The 19,878-nt window shown below is 38.5% G+C and carries 19 protein-coding genes and 2 tRNA genes; 10 read left to right on the forward strand and 11 right to left on the reverse strand.

Annotated elements, in window-relative coordinates:
• The 6 genes from I2F31_RS10680 to I2F31_RS10705 form a co-directional block, all read left to right on the forward strand.
• Window positions 1–1,102 (forward strand): APC family permease (locus I2F31_RS10680; RefSeq protein ID WP_195773888.1); only part of this gene is annotated, 1,102 nt, incomplete at its 5' end.
• A gap of 13 nt (window positions 1,103–1,115) precedes the next feature.
• Window positions 1,116–2,528: an NAD(P)/FAD-dependent oxidoreductase gene (locus I2F31_RS10685; RefSeq protein WP_323127579.1), complete on the forward strand. Its 1,413-nt coding sequence runs from the start codon at window positions 1,116–1,118 to the stop codon at window positions 2,526–2,528.
• 223 nt (window positions 2,529–2,751) lie between these two features.
• The gene (locus tag I2F31_RS10690; protein WP_195773890.1) at window positions 2,752–3,567 is read left to right on the forward strand and encodes a sulfite exporter TauE/SafE family protein; all 816 of its coding nucleotides are present in this window, start codon (window positions 2,752–2,754) and stop codon (window positions 3,565–3,567) included.
• 368 nt (window positions 3,568–3,935) lie between these two features.
• Window positions 3,936–4,247, forward strand: a complete 312-nt coding sequence (locus I2F31_RS10695) for a DUF485 domain-containing protein (protein WP_195769486.1) — start codon at window positions 3,936–3,938, stop codon at window positions 4,245–4,247.
• 33 nt (window positions 4,248–4,280) lie between these two features.
• Complete coding sequence (locus I2F31_RS10700; protein WP_195769487.1) at window positions 4,281–6,167, forward strand: solute symporter family protein; 1,887 nt, start codon at window positions 4,281–4,283, stop codon at window positions 6,165–6,167.
• A gap of 66 nt (window positions 6,168–6,233) precedes the next feature.
• A complete protein-coding gene (locus tag I2F31_RS10705; protein WP_213014873.1) occupies window positions 6,234–7,262 on the forward strand; it encodes a carbon-nitrogen hydrolase family protein in 1,029 nt (342 codons plus the stop codon).
• A gap of 27 nt (window positions 7,263–7,289) precedes the next feature.
• Here the strand turns inward: I2F31_RS10705 and I2F31_RS10710 are convergent, their stop codons facing one another.
• On the reverse strand, window positions 7,290–8,210 hold the full coding sequence (locus tag I2F31_RS10710) for a LysR family transcriptional regulator (RefSeq protein ID WP_195769488.1): 921 nt from the start codon (window positions 8,208–8,210) through the stop codon (window positions 7,290–7,292).
• 185 nt (window positions 8,211–8,395) lie between these two features.
• Between I2F31_RS10710 and I2F31_RS10715 the strand changes: the two genes are divergently transcribed.
• A complete protein-coding gene (locus tag I2F31_RS10715) occupies window positions 8,396–8,980 on the forward strand; it encodes a DUF805 domain-containing protein (protein ID WP_195769489.1) in 585 nt (194 codons plus the stop codon).
• A gap of 49 nt (window positions 8,981–9,029) precedes the next feature.
• Here I2F31_RS10715 and I2F31_RS10720 read toward each other — a convergent pair whose 3' ends face one another.
• From I2F31_RS10720 to hisB, 5 genes are all read right to left on the reverse strand, one after another.
• Window positions 9,030–9,443 (reverse strand): TM2 domain-containing protein, encoded by a 414-nt coding sequence (locus tag I2F31_RS10720; protein WP_195769490.1) that lies wholly within the window; start codon window positions 9,441–9,443, stop codon window positions 9,030–9,032.
• A gap of 163 nt (window positions 9,444–9,606) precedes the next feature.
• Window positions 9,607–10,329, reverse strand: a complete 723-nt coding sequence (hisA, locus tag I2F31_RS10725; protein WP_195769491.1) for a 1-(5-phosphoribosyl)-5-[(5-phosphoribosylamino)methylideneamino]imidazole-4-carboxamide isomerase — start codon at window positions 10,327–10,329, stop codon at window positions 9,607–9,609.
• A gap of 116 nt (window positions 10,330–10,445) precedes the next feature.
• Window positions 10,446–11,027 (reverse strand): DUF805 domain-containing protein, encoded by a 582-nt coding sequence (locus I2F31_RS10730; protein ID WP_195773891.1) that lies wholly within the window; start codon window positions 11,025–11,027, stop codon window positions 10,446–10,448.
• A gap of 82 nt (window positions 11,028–11,109) precedes the next feature.
• Entirely contained in the window at window positions 11,110–11,727 is a 618-nt protein-coding gene (gene hisH / locus I2F31_RS10735; protein WP_195769493.1) for an imidazole glycerol phosphate synthase subunit HisH, read from the reverse strand.
• Window positions 11,727–12,320: an imidazoleglycerol-phosphate dehydratase HisB gene (gene hisB, locus I2F31_RS10740; protein WP_195769494.1), complete on the reverse strand. Its 594-nt coding sequence runs from the start codon at window positions 12,318–12,320 to the stop codon at window positions 11,727–11,729. Before hisB ends, hisH begins: the two co-directional genes overlap by 1 nt.
• Before the next feature lie 255 nt (window positions 12,321–12,575).
• Between hisB and I2F31_RS10745 the strand changes: the two genes are divergently transcribed.
• Both I2F31_RS10745 and I2F31_RS10750 read left to right on the forward strand, forming a co-directional pair.
• Window positions 12,576–12,651, forward strand: a tRNA-Phe gene (locus I2F31_RS10745).
• A gap of 125 nt (window positions 12,652–12,776) precedes the next feature.
• Window positions 12,777–12,852, forward strand: a tRNA-Phe gene (locus tag I2F31_RS10750).
• Window positions 12,853–13,136: 284 nt separating this feature from the next.
• Here the strand turns inward: I2F31_RS10750 and I2F31_RS10755 are convergent.
• Entirely contained in the window at window positions 13,137–13,616 is a 480-nt protein-coding gene (locus I2F31_RS10755) for a super-infection exclusion protein B (protein WP_195769495.1), read from the reverse strand.
• 427 nt (window positions 13,617–14,043) lie between these two features.
• Between I2F31_RS10755 and I2F31_RS10760 the strand changes: the two genes are divergently transcribed.
• Window positions 14,044–15,393, forward strand: a complete 1,350-nt coding sequence (locus I2F31_RS10760; RefSeq protein ID WP_195769496.1) for an Nramp family divalent metal transporter — start codon at window positions 14,044–14,046, stop codon at window positions 15,391–15,393.
• 2 nt (window positions 15,394–15,395) lie between these two features.
• On the opposite strand, the gene I2F31_RS10765 is transcribed toward I2F31_RS10760, so the two are convergent.
• From I2F31_RS10765 to ompR, 4 genes are all read right to left on the reverse strand, one after another.
• Window positions 15,396–15,815, reverse strand: a complete 420-nt coding sequence (locus I2F31_RS10765; RefSeq protein WP_195769497.1) for a GNAT family acetyltransferase — start codon at window positions 15,813–15,815, stop codon at window positions 15,396–15,398.
• A 66-nt stretch (window positions 15,816–15,881) separates the two neighbouring features.
• On the reverse strand, window positions 15,882–17,372 hold the full coding sequence (locus tag I2F31_RS10770; RefSeq protein ID WP_195769498.1) for an acetyl-CoA hydrolase/transferase family protein: 1,491 nt from the start codon (window positions 17,370–17,372) through the stop codon (window positions 15,882–15,884).
• A 100-nt stretch (window positions 17,373–17,472) separates the two neighbouring features.
• Window positions 17,473–18,864: an ATP-binding protein gene (locus I2F31_RS10775; RefSeq protein WP_195769499.1), complete on the reverse strand. Its 1,392-nt coding sequence runs from the start codon at window positions 18,862–18,864 to the stop codon at window positions 17,473–17,475.
• An 8-nt stretch (window positions 18,865–18,872) separates the two neighbouring features.
• Window positions 18,873–19,637, reverse strand: a complete 765-nt coding sequence (gene ompR, locus I2F31_RS10780) for an osmolarity response regulator transcription factor OmpR (protein WP_195769500.1) — start codon at window positions 19,635–19,637, stop codon at window positions 18,873–18,875.
• Window positions 19,638–19,878: the final 241 nt, after the last annotated feature.

Genomic DNA, 19,878 nt, shown 5'->3' on the forward strand with positions numbered 1-19,878 from the left:
CACCTATACCGCAGAAAGCTGTGGTGCATCTGCTGGTTTCTTTATTGGTTGGTGTACGTTACTTGATTATTTGTTATTGCCTTTAATTAATGCGTTGTTATGCGGTATTTACTTGTCTGCTTTATTTCCAAGCCTACCTTATTGGTTTTGGGTCATGTTATCTGCAGGTTTTGTCACTTTGATTAATTGCTTTAGAGTGAAATTACTTGCAAATCTCAGTCTTATTTTTGTGCTTGCCCCTGTGGTGCTAATGCTGGTTTTTGTTTATTTAGTAATTATGGGTGTAGGTAAATCACCAGATTATCAGACGCTATGGACTTTAACCCCTTTATTCAGTGAACACACGGCACTTTTACCTTTAATTGCGGGTGCATCTATTTTGTGTTTTTCATTTTTAGGTTTTGATGCGGTAACGACTTTAGCACACGAAACAAATAACCCAAAAGTGAATATTCCTAAGGCGATTATTTTAACCACGCTCATTGGCGGTATTATATTTTTTACTGCATCATGGTTTATTCAGCTGTATTTTCCAAGTAATCGCTTGTTTAAAAATCCAGACGAGGCATTGCCTGAAATTGTACTGATTGTTGGAGGGGCTTTATTTCAATCTGTATTTTTGGTCGGACAAATTATGAATACCGTCGCATCGGGGTTAGCCAGTCATGCTAGTGCTTCACGATTGCTTTTTATTATGGGTAAAGATGGTATCTTTAATCAAAAAACCTTTGGTCATTTGAGTGAAAAATGGGGCACACCATTATTTTCTACACTTTTTGTTGGTGCTGTGTCTTTGGCTGCAATGTTTTTAGATCTTGCACAAGTGGTCAGTCTAATAAGCTTTGGTGCATTGATTGCTTTTACTGCGGTAAACTTTTCGGTATTTATGCGTTTTTATGTGAAAGAATCACAAAGAACAGGCATAAAAAATATGTTTTTAAACTTGGTTTTACCACTTATTTCGGTACTAGCGATTGTTTGTCTTTGGTTCAATTTAGATCGTGAAGCCATGATTTTTGGTGGGTTATGGTTCGCTGTTGGCGTGATCTTCTTTGTATATAAGAAACTGACAAAACAGACCTTACGTATTAGTGGCGTATAAAGAAAATTTTGGAGTGATGATCATGAGTAAACCTATTATTTTAGATGATATTGAATTTAAACCCAGTAAAAATCGTTTAAATGGCCAAGACTGGAACTGGAGTTCTTATCCTCATGCAGATGGTGAAATACCTGCCAACTACTATGAAAGCTCTCTTGCTCCTTGGCTTACATTCGATGCACTGGAAAAAGATTTGACCTGTGATGTTGTTGTGGTGGGTGCGGGTTTGTTAGGTGCATCATCTGCATTACATTTGGCAGAGCAGGGGCTTGAGGTAGTATTGGTTGAGAAAGATCGGGTTGGTAGTGCGGCATCTGGTCGTAATGGCGGGCAGCTCACACCAGGCTTAGCACGTTGGGAGGCTGAAGATATGATTCAGCACCTAAGCCATGAAGAAGCAAAAAAATTGTGGCATTTTACCTCTACTGAAGCCATGCAATTGATTGATGATATTAGTGCTAAATATGAGTTAAATCTAGCCCGTAGCTATGGTCATATTACCGCTGCTGTGCATCCTGGGCATGTATTGTCACTTACAAAAGGGGCAGATGCTCGTATTTTTTTAGGAGAGTCAAATACTAAAATTGTGGGTAAGCATGAATTGCTTGAGTATGTAAATTCAGAAAGTTATCACGGCGGTCTGATTGATGCCTTAGGTGGACAGATTCATCCACTTGCTTTGAATAGAGGCTTAGTATCTGGCTTTTTAAAAAATAAGGGTGCAGTGTATGAAAATACAGAGGTTACAGCAATTACAGAACAAGAAGATTGTACCATTGTAGAAACAGCACAAGGGGTCATTAAAGCACGTAAAGCAGTTGTCATGGCTGTACATCATGCATCATTTCAGCTTTTAGAACAAAATGCAGAGACAACCATTCCATTTTTTACCTATGTTGGGGTAACAAAGCCTTTAGATATTAATCTTGAAGACATTTTACCTAAAAGTTACCCTGTATATGACACACAACTACAGATTGATTACTACCGGGGGGTGTCTAAAAATAGGTTGTTATTTGGTGGACAGGGCACAGGGTCATGTTGGCAGGTAGATAAAACTTCTGAATATTTACTTGGGCGTATTTCTGCTGTATTTCCACAGGTTGAAACTGCATTTGATTTTGTGTGGAGTGGTACAACAGATTTGACGGTAAATGGGGCTGTAGATAGCCGAAAAACTACAGCAAAAGTGCCTGTTTATGCGGTGCATGGTTGGAGTGGTCATGGGGTTGCTCAAACTGTACGTATTGGTAAAGCGATTGCAGATGATGTTTTTGGTCATAACAAAGATTATGAAATTTTGACCCAAATTGAACATAAAAACATTCCGCTAGGCCGTATGTTTGCACCCGTGGCTATTCCACTAGCAAAATGTATGTATAGTGCACAAATTGCTTTACAACCTGGAAAAATGATTTCATTTTAAGCTGTGTGGAATTTATAAATTGATAATAATCCATGGTTCAAATCTAGTCACGATGTGTGATTTATAGGTGGATTTGAGCCATGTAGTAAACTGAAATAAATAATAATATTTACGCCTATAATTATAGTGTTATCACAAAAATGGTTTTATCGGTAGGTCAGTAGTATTTGCTTTGGTATCGATTTTGCACATAGATCAAATTTTGCAAAACTGAGCATCAAGTATGGATATACTTATTTATTTTTTAATTGGGGGCATTGCAGGGTTTACTGCAGGTCTGTTTGGTGTAGGTGGTGGTTTAATTATTGTACCTATTTTATATGTGGTATTTCAGCAACAAGGCTATCCTCTAAATGTGATTATGCATCTGGCTTTAGGTACATCTTTAGCCACAATTCTTGTGACGTCTATAAGCTCAATCTTAGCGCACCATAAAAAAAATGCAGTACTTTGGCCAGTAGTTAAAAATTTAAGTTTTGGTCTTTGTCTTGGCTCTTTTTTTGGAGCAGGGATTGCGGGCATACTCTCAGGTTATGTCTTACAGTTTTTAGTTGGAATTTTTGCACTAACCATTGCATACACTATGTTTAATGCAAGAAAAACGATTGTAGATGAAAGAAAGACAAAGACGCTTCCTTCTCTAAAAAATCAGTTAGGGGCAGGTGCTGTGATTGGTATTGCTTCTGCAATATTTGGTATTGGTGGAGGCTCTCTTACGGTCCCTTATTTAAATCGGTGCGGTATTGTTATGCAAAAAGCCGTAGCAACATCAGCAGCATGTGGCTTTCCAATTGCTTTAGCAGGTGCTTTAGGTTTTATGTGGTTTGGTAAAAGTCAGGTGGTAGAATTACCTCATACACTAGGCTATGTACATATTTATGCCTTTATCGGTATTAGTAGTATGAGTTTTTTAACAGCAAAAATAGGTGCGAAAGTTGCACATCAATTATCTCCTCAACGACTAAAAATCTGTTTTAGTTTTTTGCTGTTAGGTATAGGTAGTTATTTTATTTTAAAGGCAGTACAAGGCATCTTTTGAAAGCTAAAGTGGCAATAAAAAGTATTTAAAGGCGTAGTGGTATGCCATTTTGAGCAAAGTGATACGGAAATTAACGATAGGTTTTTTATTCATATTTGAGCGGAGTATCTTTGAAAGATACTCCGTTTTTTATTGTACATAATAAGTGCATATTAAAAAAGAATGTCTTTTTATAGTTCAGGTATTTTTGCAAGAGCCTTTGAAAAAACTCAGCTTTTACGCATAAATTTACTTCAGTACACTAGTTTTAACAGCAATGGTTCTTTAAGTTCTGTAGTGATGAATTATTTTCCTTAATAGATTGTTTTAATTGTATTTTGTTAATTGCTGTGTCGTCGTTATTTGGGGTGTATCGTCTAGGAGTAATTATGAATCAGGCACATGCATGGGATCGTATTTATGCAGATCCTCAGTTTAATCAACTTGTTGTCAAAAGAAGAAAAGTCACACTCAAATTATTTTTAATTTGCATGATTTTCTTTTTCTCTATCCCGTTTTTTTCTGTTGTCTCTCCAAGTTTTTTACGTATTCAAGTGATGGGTGCGATTAATGTCGGACTATTATTGGTGGTTGCTCAATATGTTGTTGGTGGATTAATCGCATGGCGTTATGTCATTGAATTAAAGAAAATAGATGAGATGTCAAAACAACTCATTTCTACTCATGCTGAAAATAGCTAGTTTCCTCTCATTTCCTTTTTATACGGTTATATTATGAATCATTTAAGCATCAATATACGTCGTATATTGGGTGTCTTGAGCATTAGCTTAGTCAGCCAATATACTTTAGCACAGTCGACTTTAGTATCGGATAGTAGTCGTAATTTTACCTTTTTTATTTTTGCATTATTGTTTGTCTTAACCTTTGCTGTGATTTATTTAGCCGCAAAGAAAAATACCACTACCGGTGACTTTTATACTGGGGGTGGCAGTATCTCAGGCCGTACTAATGGCATAGCCATTGCAGGAGATTATTTGTCTGCTGCTGCCTTTTTAGGTGTGTCTGGTTTGATTGCACTGTATGGGCTTGATGGAAGTATCTATCTGGTTGGCTTCTTTGTTTCTTTTATTCCTGTATTACTCTTGGTTGCAGAACCGTGCCGTAATTTAGGAAAGTATACTTTAGGTGATATTTTATCCTTAAGAAATCATTTTAGGTCTACAAAGTTTGTTGTTGCGATCTCTAGTATTTTGGTTGCGCTGTTTTATATGGTTCCACAAATTGTAGGTGGTGCTGTCATTATTAAAGCTTTGATTGATATTCCATACGAAACATCTGTAGTTGTTGTTGGGGGATTAATGTTGAGCTACGTATTGTTTGGGGGAATGCGTGCGACAACAGCCATTCAGCTCTTTAAAGCATTGGTTTTAATATCATTTTGTTTTTTACTTGTGATTTTAACTTGGGTGCCATACGGTTTTAATATTAATGGTTTCTTTAAGTCAGTTGTGAGTAATCCCTTTATTCAACAGCATGTTTTATCTTTGTTAGGTTCTTCGTCAACGCTATCTGCGACTGAAGCAGGACAACGTTTTTTAGAACCCGGTTTATATTTAAAAAGCCCTTTAGAGCAATTCTCTTTAAGCCTTGCACTTGTGCTAGGTACAGCGGCCATGCCACATATTTTAATGCGATTTTTTACAGTAGCAAATGCGCAAGCGGCTAGAGCATCTGCTTTATGGGCAATGTTAGCAATTGGTGTTTGTCATCTATTTATTATTGTCATTGGCTTCTCATCGGCACTCAATATTGGTCCACTTGCAATTTCTAAAATAGATAAAGGTGGCAACCTTGCTGCACCTATGCTTGCACAGTATTTGGGTGGTGGGGCCGATAGCATGATGGGTAACTTCTTATTGGCATTGGTTGCAGCGGTATCTTTTGCAACGATTGTGGCAGTGGTTGCTGGCTTAACTTTGGCTGCAGCCTCTTCTTTGGCACATGATGTTTATGTGGGGGCAATTAAGAATGGTCAAGCGACTGAGCTTGAGCAAAGAAATGCTGCCAGAGTGGCAACGATTATTATGGTACTTATTGCGATTGGTGTGGGAATTTCAGCCAAAGGACAAAATGTTGCTCACTTGGTTGGTTTAGGTTACGCCGTTGCAGCTTCTGCCAATTTACCTGCATTACTCATGACTTTGTATTGGAAAAGATGTAGTACCGCAGGCGTACTTGTAGGTGTGATTGGTGGAACAGTCCTTTCAATTGGTTTAGTTTTAATTTCACCGAATATGACTTATCCCGTATTGCAAAAAGAGGCTGCGGTAATCACTGTAAAAACTTTAGATACAAAAATTAGCCAAGCTGAAAGTGGTGTATTAAAAGCATCTGAAAGTGAACTTGCTGAGTGGAAAAAATCTCGTACTACAGCAGTAGAGAAAATTACCAGTACACCAGATCAAGCAACGAGTTTGGTTGGTTTAGAAAAACCGCTTATCAGCTTAAAGAATCCTGGCATTATTTCTATTCCTGTTGGATTTTTATTGGTCATTATTTTCTCTTTATTATTTCCTAGCCGTTATTCACAAAATTCATGGAAAGAATTCTCTGTACGTAGAGAGTCTGGCTTAGGTGTACATAAACCTGTTCAACATTAATGATCAATCTGAGTAAAAGCCTTTTGATTTTACTCAGATTAAATTCAATATTTTGAGTATTTCCTTATGATTAAATTACCTGTTACAAAAGTTGCAGCAGCACATGTCGCCCCTATTTATATGAACAAAGCTGCAACTGTTCAAAAGGCACTTTCAATTATTGATGAAGCTGCAAAAAATGGTGCAGAACTGGTTGTATTTCCAGAATCATTTATACCCGGTTTTCCAGTCTGGGCTGCACTGTGGGCACCTATTTATAACCATGACTGGTTTAAAATTATGGTGGAAAATAGCTTGTTAGTGAATGGCCCAGAGATATGTGCAATTCGTGCTGCTGCAAAACGTCATGGTGTGTTCATTTCACTTGGTTTCAGCGAAGCCACTGAGGTTAGTGTTGGTTGTATTTGGAACAGTAATATTATTATTGGTGATGATGGTGAGGTATTAAATCATCATCGAAAACTTGTTCCTACCTTTTATGAAAAAATGGTGTGGGCTGCAGGTGACGGCAAAGGATTGCAGGTAGTAGATACAAAAATTGGTAAAATTGGTGCACTTATTTGTGGTGAGAATACCAACCCACTGGCTAAGTACAGTTTAGCGGCTCAAGGTGAACAAATTCATATTTCTGCATGGCCTGCAATTTGGCCGACACGTAAACCTGGGGTGCAGAATTTTAATAATTTAGAGGCTAACCGTATTCGAGCAAGTAGCCATTGTTTTGAAGCAAAAGTATTTGGCATTATTAGTGCCGGGTTTATGGATCAAACCATGATTGATTGCTTATCAAAAAATGCAGACCAAGATGCAATTGATGTATTGTTAAATACGCCAAGAGCTGCAACGCAATTTATTACCCCGACAAGCGAAGTTATTGGTGATACTTTACAAAATGAAGAAGGGATTGCTTATGCAACATTTGATCTTAATACATGTGTAGAGCCGAAGCAATATCACGATATTGTTGGATATTATAATCGTTACGATGTGTTTGATTTAACGGTCACTCGTCAACGTGATACGCCTGCGAAGTTTATAGATGATACATCTAAAGTTGATTTTGCTCCGTTAGACTCAACACTATTGAATGACTAATTGAGTGATTGAATGTCCCATCAAATATTAGAGCTCTTTCATAATAATATTTGGTGGGCAAGGGTAGTCCTGTTTGAATATTTCATACAGAAAAGACATGGTGGTTTTTATTCTACGAGTATATCTGAGGTCTTGGTGTACAGACATCCATAAGGTTCTAGAGACATCTATTTGGTCATCTAAGATTCTGACTAAACCTAAACTTTCTGCATGTGCAAAGTTAGGTAGCATCACAATGCCCATACCAGCTGCGGCAGCATACATTTGAGAAAGCATACTGGTCGAACAAAAGACAATGTTCGGCTGGCTAATGGCTTCGTCTAACCATCGTACAGTATCGAGTTGTATGAGATCATTAATATATGAAACAAAATCATGGTTCACTAAATCTGCTTTAGATTTTGGGCAACCCTTCTGTGCTAAATACGATTCAGATGCATATAAATACAATGCAAACTCACCAATAGGTAAAGCATCAAGCCCCCTGGCTTCTAAAGGAAAAAAGCTTAAGAAAATATCTGCTTCACGTCTGTTAACATGAATCATGGTTGATGATGTGACGAGTTCAATCTGTAACGAGGGGTGACGTGTTTTTAAGGTCGAAAACTGACCTGCAAGATAGAGTGTTGCAATACCTTCCATAGATGCAACTCTTACCCGACCATGTGGTTCAGATACTGTATTGCTCACACTCTCAATCAGAGAAAGGGCTGCTCGCTCCATCTCTTCAACATGTTGTAGTAGTTGTTCGCCTTGAGGTGTTAAGTGAATACCTTGATGATCTCTTTCAAGTAAGGCGCTATTGAGATGATATTCTAAATGCGTAATTCTTCTGCTCACAGTGGAGTCATCAACTGCTAACTGTTTTGCGGCAGAAGATAAAGTTTTACTGCGGGCCACAGTTAAAAAAATTCTAAGATCATTCCAATTTAGACGGTTTAAATCCATATGGGTACTCAATAAAAAGCGTTAGAATACTGCGTTGAGTAGTTAAAATAGTGTATCTCACTTTAAGATAAAGTTTTCGATATATAGCAATATATTACCAATGTCATCAAGATAATATATATTATGAAAAATACGTCTATTGTGAACGTAGATAGATAACAACATATAAATATTTTGAGGTAAAAATGAAAGGTAATATTTTAGATTTTTCGATACAGCAAGGGGTTGGGGTAATTGCTGCAGAAGATGGCAATCGTTATGAGTTTTCGGGACAGCAATGGAGGGAACAAGCAGCACCACAAAAAGGAATGTATGTTGACTTTGCCATTGAACCAACTACAGGAACTGCAGTAGGTGTGTACTTGGCCTTACAAACACAAACACCTTTTACACCAAAGATTGATAATCCAGAAGAGCAATATACGATTATAGACTGGACAAAAAAATGCTTTGAAAACTATGCAAATTTTAGTGGGCGAGCACGTCGAAAAGAGTTTTGGTTATTTTATTTAGCTTTGATTATTGTGGGTATAGTAGCCCAAATCATAGATCTTCTTATACATTCAAATATGGGGATTGTTAACCTATTATGGAATTTAGCAACATTTATTCCTATACTTGCTGCAGGTACGCGTCGCTTACATGATACTGGCCGTTCAGGTTGGTGGCAGCTTCTTGTTTTTACCATTATTGGTATTATTCCGCTGGTTGTTTTTTGGGCTTCAGATACAAAACAAGAAAATAATAAATGGGGTCAACCTGCCAAATAAATAAGATCACCCCTAATGTCTTGTGTAGATATTAGGGGGAACTGGATGATTAGCCATATTTGGCAGCGAATTTTTCATCTGAAGTACACAGATAAATAATAAATTCAATAAATGCAACAAAAGCAGGAATGAATGTCCAGCAAAAAAGTAAATAGACAAATCCCCAACCAATTTGACCTAAATAAAACTTGTGAGCACCAAAGCCACCTAAGAAGAAAGCGAGTAAAGCGGCCACAATACGATTTTTTGTACCAATCTGTTGGTAAACGATCGTTGTTGGTGTGGAAATAATATAAATATCTTGTGCTTGGCCATATTGTGCAGAAAAATCTACAGTCATCCCTTTTTGTGGTGCTGAGTGATCTTTCCAGCTTTCCTTTTTAAATTCATAGCGTTGATCATCTTCGGCAGCAATTAAACCGCTCCCTTGCTGTATCGAAAAATCTAAAATTGTACCTTTCATATGTTCTTGTTAACCTTTTTGCAGTGTTAAGTCTTTTGCAATACAGAGCGTGTATATCGAAGTGGTGTGGTTTAGATAAAATATAGCATAACCTTAAAATGACGATATTATTCTATAATAAAAAAAAGGAGCATGACTTGCTCCTTTTTGTATTTAATCTTGATTAGGCATCAAGCAAAGCCTGTGCTTCGGCAAGTTGTAATGTACCTTCATAAATTGCACGGCCTGTAATCGCACCTAAAATACCTGTTTGGCCTTTTAAATGTTTTACATCGTCTAAATTAGTCACACCACCCGATGCAATAATCGGTAAGCCACAGTATTGTGCTAAAGCCACAGTTTGTTCAACGTTTACACCTTGCATCATGCCATCGCGTGCAATATCTGTATAAACAATACTTGATACGCCCGCATCAGCAAAACGTTTCGCTAAATCAGTGGCTTTGATGTCAAGTACATTGGCCCAACCATCGGTTGCGACAAAGCCATCTTTAGCATCAATACCTACAATAATTTTACCTGCAAACGCTTTACATGCTTCTTCTACAAATTCAGGCTCTTTAGCGGCTTTGGTACCAATAATGACATAAGATACGCCTGCATCTAAATAATGTTCAATGGTTTCGAGTGAGCGTATACCACCGCCAATTTGAATAGGAAGTGTAGGGTGTGCTTTTGCAATCGCTTCAACGACATTTTTATGAATGGGTGTTCCAGCAAATGCACCATTTAAATCAACTAAATGCAAACGGCGAGCACCTTCATTGACCCAATGGGTTGCTGTTGCAACAGGGTCATCTGAAAATACAGTATCGTCTTCCATACGACCTTGTTTGAGTCGTACGCATTTGCCATCTTTTAAGTCAATCGCTGGAATGATCAGCATAGTTAAACACCTTTAACATCACATCATAAAATGAAGCATGATAGTAACAAATTATTGAAACATCACTAAAGTAAATTATGTCCGATCGTAGAATAATTTAGACGAAAACAATGGTTTTAAGAGCCTTTGACTAAGCTTGCAACAGGTTCAGATGCAATTTTTTGCTCAATATAAGTCGTTTCCTTTGAAATTTCTGTAACAGATGTTGGAGTCATAGTACTACTGTAAATAATACTTGCAATCGCTGCAAAGCCTATAACTATAGGCATAGCGAGCGTTGGCCAACCTAGAACTTTGTGCCATGTTTTGGTTGTAGGAACTGGGCCGTAGGTGTTTGGGCCTTGAGTACCTTTGGCATACAGTAAGTAAAATGTAAAAAAGAAGCTGACTAAAGGTACAAAATTCAGTAGAAAGAGCCAGCCGACTTTATTGATGTCATGTAAGCGTTTGATCCCCAATACAACTGTTACATAAAAAATGGGTATTGCAATTAAAATTAAAACTAAAACAGTAAGTTGTGCGTTTGATGAGTCACCATGTCTCATAGGCTCTAAAATGCTAAAACCGCCTCCAGCGACTACAGCAATGATAAATAGGGTGAAAAGACTCCAAGCTGCATATGAAAGACGCCCTAAGCGGCCATTGGCACTAAATATTGAAGGTGAACGGTTTTGTTGCTGTTCAAAAGGTTGAGTCATTATTGTTCTCAAAATGAATAAATGTGAATTAGCTTAATAAAAAAAAACCAGCAATGTTGCTGGTTTTTTATTATAGGCAATATTATATTTGCCATTCAACAAAGTTTTTGAGTAATTGCAACCCTGCAGTGTGGCTTTTTTCAGGGTGAAATTGCGTTGCAAATAAGTTTTCTTTATGAATTGCTGCACAAAAGTTAACGCCATAATCACAGTGAGCAGCAATGAGAGCTTGCTCTGTAGGCTCGACATAAAAACTATGCACAAAATAAAAACGACTGTTTTGAGCAATGTTATTCCACATGGGATGGCTTGGGTCAACTTGTTGTACTTGATTCCAACCCATGTGAGGGACTTTAAGGTTGGGTTGTTCAGGAAACTGCTTAACCACACCATCAAAAATACCTAAAGCATCGCTACCGCCATTTTCCTCTGAACGGTTCATCAGTGCTTGCATGCCTACACAAATGGCTAAGACAGGTTTATTTAATGCCATTTGCTTAATGACATCATCAATGCCTGCATCTTGCATGCCTTGAATGCAGTCACGCATTGCACCTACGCCAGGAAATACAATTTTATCTGCACGTGCAACCACTTTAGGATCATTGGTGACATCAACAGTTGCACCAACATGTTCAAGTGCTTTTGCTGCTGAATGCAAGTTGCCCATGCCATAGTCAAGTAGCGCAATACGAGTCATTATAAACTTCCTTTAGTTGATGCGATTGTGCCTGCAGCACGTGGGTCTTGCTCACATGCCATACGTAATGCACGAGCGAAGGCTTTAAAGGTACTTTCAATTTGGTGATGGCTATTTTTCCCTTTAATATTATCTATATGTAAGGTCATGAGTGAGTGATTAACAAAACCTTGGAAGAATTCTGAAAATAAGTCAACATCAAATGTACCAATACGAGCACGGGTAAAAGGAATATCCATAAACAAACCCGGGCGACCTGAAATATCAACTACAACACGAGATAAAGATTCATCAAGTGGTGCATAAAAATGCCCATAACGGCGAATACCTTTTTTGTCACCCAGTGCTTGTGCAAATGCTTGCCCTAGGGTAATACCACAGTCTTCAACAGTATGGTGATCGTCAATTTCTAAGTCGCCATCACAGTGAATATCTATATCAAATAAGCCATGACGTTTGATTTGATCAATCATATGATCCAAAAATGGAACACCTGTATTGAGTGTGCCTTGACCTGTACCATCGAGATTGACACGCACTTTAATTTTAGTTTCGTTGGTGTTTCTCACTACTTCACTGATACGTTGTGTCATAAACACATTCCTCAAAATGGCTAATTCTAAATAACTATGGCTGTTTCATGTTGCCATCTTGGATGGCTTGGCAGGTTTAATGCCCATTAGCATTATACCATGTTGGCTGTATTTATAAATTATCTTGCATCTGTATGATGCACGGATGATTGGAAGTTTTTGTGAATAAACAGGTCTTTTATAACATATGAAGAGATAAATTTAGATTTATCTCTTGACGAAATGCTTTGAAACGTGTTTAATACGCTCCACATTGGCGTGATAGCTCAGTCGGTAGAGCAACGGATTGAAAATCCGTGTGTCCCCAGTTCGATCCTGGGTCTCGCCACCATAAATTTGTGTTTTTATATCTCTGATCTCATCAGAGATTTTTTTTGTCTAAACATTGCTCAATCATTTGAAATGTTAAAGTTTTTTATTGACTCAATGGCATAATTCAGGCTTAATACACCCATTGGCGTGATAGCTCAGTCGGTAGAGCAACGGATTGAAAATCCGTGTGTCCCCAGTTCGATCCTGGGTCTCGCCACCATATTCCAAAAGCCCTTACTATTGAATATAGTAAGGGCTTTTTTTATGCCATTTATAAACGAATTGGGTTTTGTGGCAAATATTATAGATTAATGGCTTAATGAAAGTTATTCACTCTAGGAACCATTAATACATCATCATATGCTTTATTTATTTTTCGATATGCTTGAACTCGTTGAGCTGATGATATTGTTTCTATAAAGTATAGTGATTCTCAAAATAAGATTCTAATTTATTATTTGGTCACGGATTCCTTCGATGCTCTTTAGTAATTCACTTGTTCTTTTAAAACAACAAGTTTGGGTTTCTTTTTAGCTCATCAAAAATCATAGGATCTATGCGGTATAGTATTTTTCCATGTGTGTCTTTTTGATATGTGCTTATAAGTAGCTTTTTACTCTCTAATAAACCTAATGCAGGTTCTTTATCTGAAAAAGGAAGCTCTAATGCATTTTTGTCAATGAAGAGTGATAAAAATAGCTTTTCTTGTTCTTTTAAGTTTTTTACTTGGTGAATGAATTGAGTATTTTCTTTATGAAGTGATTTATTTTGTATTAAGCGATGAGTCATCTTTGTAATTAAATCAAATAAAAAGATGGATAGCGATGCAATATAGACAATGATGATAAATGTTTTATAATCATGCAGTACAAATTGGCTAATGTTGCTGTCAATAAACCCAACGAGAGCAATCAAAAATATTAAAGTGAAAAAAATAAGAAAATAATTGTTTAATCGTTTTAAAAGAAGTGTATTTGAGATCATAGCTAAGACATAAAATATTTTATAAATTATATATTTAAAATAATTTCCTGTTAAGGGGGGGATTAGTCTTATACGGATAAAATTTATTTTTATAGAAAGGCTTAATATAGATGTTGTAAGTTTAGTCAATAACAAACTGATTTCTTTCTAAATTGGTTTTTTATCCCAGAGCCATTTGGTCAAATCATAAAATTTCTGTTAAAAACAATATAAAATATACATATATTATTGGCTTAAAGTGTGTTGTTATAGCTCACATATGACATGACTCTGAAGTTTTCATTCGTCTATAGTGGCAAGGAATCAAATCATTTTATTTTATAATTTAAATTCAAAGTGATCATGTGATTAATTTTACTTTTGTGCTTGATTAAATGATAATCATTTTCATATACTTGATTGTATCCGCAAGGCATTTGGCTTATCTATGAAATATAAAACCGATATTAGTCTACAAGAAGTGAACAATACGGTGCCAATACCGAAAAATGCGTCCTTTTTACGCAAGTTGTTTGCTTTTTCAGGCCCTGGAGCACTGGTTGCTGTAGGGTATATGGACCCTGGTAATTGGATCACTTCAATTCAAGGTGGGGCATTATATGGCTATTTACTATTAAGTGTGATTTTACTGTCAAGCCTCATTGCTATGCTCTTGCAGGCCATGTGTAGTAAATTGGGCATTGTCACAGGTATGGATCTTGCTCAAGCAACACGTGTTTTGGCGGGTAAGAAGTGGTCTGTTGTACTTTGGATTGTTGCCGAACTTGCAATTATGGCGACTGATATTGCAGAGGTGATTGGTACAGCGATTGCGCTGAACTTATTGTTTGGTTTGCCACTCATGCTCGGGGTTTTAATTACCTTGCTAGATGTTTTTCTACTGCTATTTTTCTTGTCACTCGGCATTCGAAAAATAGAAGCGTTTGTATTTACCCTCATTTTAACGGTATTTTTTATTTTTGCGTATGAAGTCATGTTGGCATCACCACATTGGGGAGATGTTGTTCGTGGTTTTGTACCGCAAAAAGAAATTTTTACGGCACACCTTTCAGGCCAAGATTCAGCACTTCTCATTGCCCTTGGCATTGTTGGTGCAACGGTTATGCCACATAATCTATACTTGCATTCATCGTTGGTGCAGTCTAGAAAATATGAACGCTCTGTCCAAGGCATGAAAGACGCGATTAGATTTTCAATTTTTGATTCTAATTTACAACTGAGCTTTTCTTTTATCATTAATTGCTTATTGTTGGTGTTGGGGGCGGCCTTGTTTTTTGGTCATGACCCGGAACAATTTGGACGTTTTTCTCAGTTATATCATGCTTTAGAAAACCCTCATGTTGTAGGAAGTATTGCCAGTGGCTTATTGGCAACCTTGTTTGCAGTGGCATTGTTAGCTTCAGGGCAAAACTCGACCATTACAGGTACACTCACAGGTCAAATTGTCATGGAAGGCTTTGTCGCGTTAAAAGTACCTGCATGGTTACGCCGTTTTATTACGCGCGGTTTGGCAACATTACCTATTTTAGTGGCGATTTATTTTTGGGGTGATCGTGAAGATGTGGTGGAAGGGCTACTGATCTATTCTCAGGTTTTTTTAAGTATTGCTCTTCCTGTGTCGATGATTCCTTTAATTTGGATGACATCTCAGAAAAAATGGATGGGTGAGTTTGTAAACTCAAAACTCACCATGATGACTGGCGTCTTGGCCACTGTTTTGTTGGTGGCTTTGAATCTACAACTGATTATAGAAACTGCAACGAAGTTTTTGAGTTAGTATTAATCTTTGATTAGGCGTTTGCCAAGGCTGACGCTTTCAATTTTTTCAAAGTCGAGTTGCTCGTAAAAATCGATGACAGATGTATTATCTGCTCGAACCATGAGTTGTACTTTAGGGCAACCGACTGCAATTAAACGTCTTTCTATATTTTGCATCAGTGCTGTGGCAATGCCAATCCGTTGATGGTTTGGGTGTACAGCCAAGTAATGAATCCAGCCCCGATGACCATCGTAGCCCCCCATAATTGAACCAATCACGGTGTTGTCTTTTTCAGCCACTAAAAATAGATTGTCTTTTTGAGCCATTTTTCTGAAAAAATCTGTTTCGGGGTGGTTCCATGGTCGAGTAATGCCACAGCTCTCCCACAATTCCAAAATAGGGTCTAAGTCTTTATCTTCAGTCGGCCGAATAATAAACATAGTGAATCACTCATGGTGAAATATGTGAGACAGCGATGCATTAGGCCCATCGCTGTCATTACAGTATTAAGGTTTCATTGTGCCATAGCTTTCAAAGTTGGTATGCCATGCAATGGCTTCTTGTAGCAGGTGAGGGGTGTGGCCACCTTTGGCACATGCTCGGTTAAAGTAGTCTAAAATAGCCTCTTTATAGTCAGGGTGAACACAGTGCTCAATCACTTGTATTGCTCGCTCTCTTGGTGCAAGCCCACGTAAGTCGGCAAGACCTTGTTCTGTGACTAAAATATCGGTGTCATGTTCAGTATGGTCTACGTGACTGACCATAGGCACAACCGATGAAATCAGACCGTTTTTGGCAATCGATTTGGTCACGAAAATGGCAAGGTGTGCATTTCGAGCAAAGTCACCAGATCCCCCAATGCCATTCATCATTTTACTGCCACTTACGTGTGTTGAATTGACATTGCCGTAAATATCAAACTCTAATGCAGTATTGATACTAATAATACCGAGTCTACGAATCACCTCAGGATGGTTAGAGATTTCTTGTGGGCGGAGCATAAATTTATCTTTGTAGTGTTCTATATTTTCAAAAACACGTTGCCCGCAAGCTTTTGATAATGTAACAGAAGATGCCGATGCAAAAGACATTTTTCCCGCATCAATCAGCTCAAATGCTGAATCTTGTAGTACTTCTGAGTACATGACTAAATCATTAAAGGGTGATGTTTTAAAGCCTGAAAGGACTGCATTGGCAATAGAGCCAATACCTGCTTGAATTGGGCCTAAGTTCGCAGGAAGGCGACCTTGTTTCACTTCATCTTCAAAAAAATGAATGAGGTGGTCGGCAATCGCTTGAGTGTCTAGGTCAGGGTCGGTAATGTTTGACGCGGAGTCAGGGGTATCATTAAATACAATACCAATCACTTTATTGGCATCAAAGGGAATGCCTCGTGTACCTATGCGGTCTTTGACTTGCGTGAGCGGAATGGGCTCACGGTTGGGTCTGTGTGTTGGGGTATAAATGTCATGTAACCCTTCAAGAGCAGTACTGACACTGGTATTGATTTCAATTAAGATTTGATCTGCAAATTCAATAAAACTGGCTGAGTTCCCTACAGATGTCGTCGGTATGATCAGGCCATCTTCTGTAATGGCCACGGCTTCAATAATGGCAATGTCTGGTTTTTTGAGCGTCAGGTTTCGCATTTGCTCGACTGTTTCAGACAGGTGTTGGTCTATAAACATGACCTCACCTTGGTTGATGGCTTTACGTAAGGTGCTGTCGACTTGAAAGGGCATGCGTCTTGCCAATACGCCACCTTCAGTCAGCTTTTTGTCGAGATCGTTACCTAAACTTGCACCTGTAACCAGTGTGATTTTTAAAGGTTCTTTTGTCGCACGAGCAACCAATGCCAATGGAATGGCTTTGGCCTCACCTGCGCGGGTAAAGCCACTCATGCCGACCACCATCTGATCTTTTACACACATGGCTGCTTGTTCAGCGGAAATAACTTTGTCTTGAAGTTGTGCGAATCGAATACGTGGGTATGGCATGGTAAGTGATCTCGGTACTGTTATAAATAATGGTGCATGTGGTTATTTTATCCTACGTGATGCAAGCGATCTTTTGTGCTAAGTCTAATAGGGCGATTGCTTAATCATGCTCTGGCATGGTCACAGGTAAAATAATAGTGACTTCAAAGCCACCTGTTGTTTTATTTTTTAACTTAATTTTGCCTTGGTGTAAATCGACAATACGTTTCACAATCGCCAGCCCTAAACCACTGCCTTGTATGGTACGTGCAGCATTACCACGAACAAAGGGTTGCAATAACTCATGGATCTGTTCCTCAGGTACACCTTCGCCATGATCAGACACACAAATATGCAGTTGGTTTGCTTGAATGGATGCATGAATGTCTATGGGCTCTGCACCATAGCGTTTGGCATTGTTAATGAGGTTCCCGACCAGTCTTTTGAGTGACAGGCTTCTGGCCATAATGTTGGGTAGGTGTTGTGGTTCAAAGCGAATATCTAAGGGTTGAAATTGTATAATCAGCTCTTGTAGTAGGCTATTGATATTGGTTTCAGAAATATCTTCATCTGAGCCATCTCTCATGTATGAAATAAATTGGCTTAAAATGGCATCCATGTCATCGACATCATAGACTAGACCTTCTCGTAAAAACTCATCGGGTAGCATTTCTGCGGTGAGTCGAATACGAGTAAGCGGTGTTCTTAGGTCATGTGAAATCCCTGCAAGCATGATTTTTCGGTCTTTTTCAGCTTGTTCTAGGGTTAATACCATATGATTAAAGGCTTGATTCACTTGTCGAATTTCAAGCGGGCCATGATTGATTTCTAAGTAGGGCGCGCGTCCTGTTTGGCTATAGGCACGTGCGGCATTTTGTAGCCGTTTTAAGGGGCGGTTGAGCTGTCTGACCAAGGTTAAAATAATCATGGCAGAAAACAAAGGTATACCGACAAGCCAAGCAATTATCAGCTCTATACTGTAATTGGCATAGGTGTTGAGAGGTTCTTTTAACCAGTTACCATGCATGTCTGGCGTTTGTACCCAAATGGTCGGCGATGGTTTAAATTTGAAGTACACCGTGACATCATCACGTTTAACTTGTATCTCTTGGGCCAGTCGGTTTTCAATGCGACTGGTAAAGATATCTGCAATCCATTTTCTTTGTACATCGGGGTATTGTGTAGGGTCGGTAATATATTCAACCCCTAATCGGTGCTTTAACCACTCATCTGTATCAATGTTTTGATTTTTATAAGAAATATGAAAATTGGGGTTGTGAATGACATCTAACTGAATGGCAAGATAACGTGCATGTTGTTGAATTTCAGGTAAATAGAGTGTCCGCCAAAAAAACAAAATAGAGGTAAATAAACTAAAACAGACCACTACCGTGACCAAGACTGTGGTGCGAACAGCCGCAGATTTAGGCTTAATACGGTCTAAGAAGCGGTCGAAAGACGTACGCTCCTGTTGCTGTGGGTGGTCTGATGGTTGTGGTGCAGGACTATTCATATGAGGTGTTATTCAGAACCATCGGGTACAAATACATAACCAATACCCCATACAGTTTGAATGTAACGTGCACGTGCAGGGTTATCTTCAATCAAACGGCGTAAACGAGAGACTTGTACGTCAATTGAGCGTTCCATTGCACCCCATTCACGGCCACGAGCGAGGTTCATAAGTTTGTCACGTGTCAGTGGTTCACGAGGGTGCTGTACCAACGCTTTAAGTACTGCAAATTCACCTGTGGTGAGTGTTACCACTTGGCCTTCACGTGTCAGTGTACGGGTAGATAAGTCAAGTGACCAAGAACCAAAACTAATCACTTCCATTTGCTGGCTTGGTGCACCAGGGACTTCACGGACTTGACGGCGTAAAATGGCACGAATACGTGCAAGAAGCTCATTTGGGTTAAATGGTTTTGGTAAGTAATCATCTGCTCCTGCATCTAGCCCTGCTATGCGGTCTGCATCGCTACCACGTGCCGTGAGCATAATAATCGGTGTGTCTAAATTAGACTGACGTAAACGACGACAAATACTTAAACCATCTTCAACAGGCAACATAAAGTCGAGTACGATTAGTGAGAATAATTCACGTTGTAGTAGGCGATCCATTTGTGTTGCATCATGTGCTGTTTTGACCACAAAGCCTTTATCTTCTAAAAAGCGTTGTAGCAGTGTGCGTAGTCGTACATCGTCATCAACAACTAAAATCCGTTCAACACGGTCCGTTTCGTGTGTGCTGTTTTCGGTGTGTTCAGCAGGTACCACTAAACTCATACAGTGCTCCCTTTTTATATGTTTATTTCATGTGAGATGTTTTGAGTATAATGCGATAACCCTAGCTATGGCTATGTATTAATGCAGTGAATTGTATAAAAATAGACAATGTAGATCGGGGTTTAGTGCTTTAATTCTGCTTTAAAACCAGATGAACCACGGTTTTTGTGGTGTAAAATACATCTATTGATACGATCAAAAGCCTGTTTAACTCAAATTATTGCGATAAAACACAAATTTT

The sequence above is a fragment of the Acinetobacter rathckeae genome (assembly GCF_015627125.1).
Classification (GTDB): domain Bacteria; phylum Pseudomonadota; class Gammaproteobacteria; order Pseudomonadales; family Moraxellaceae; genus Acinetobacter; species Acinetobacter rathckeae.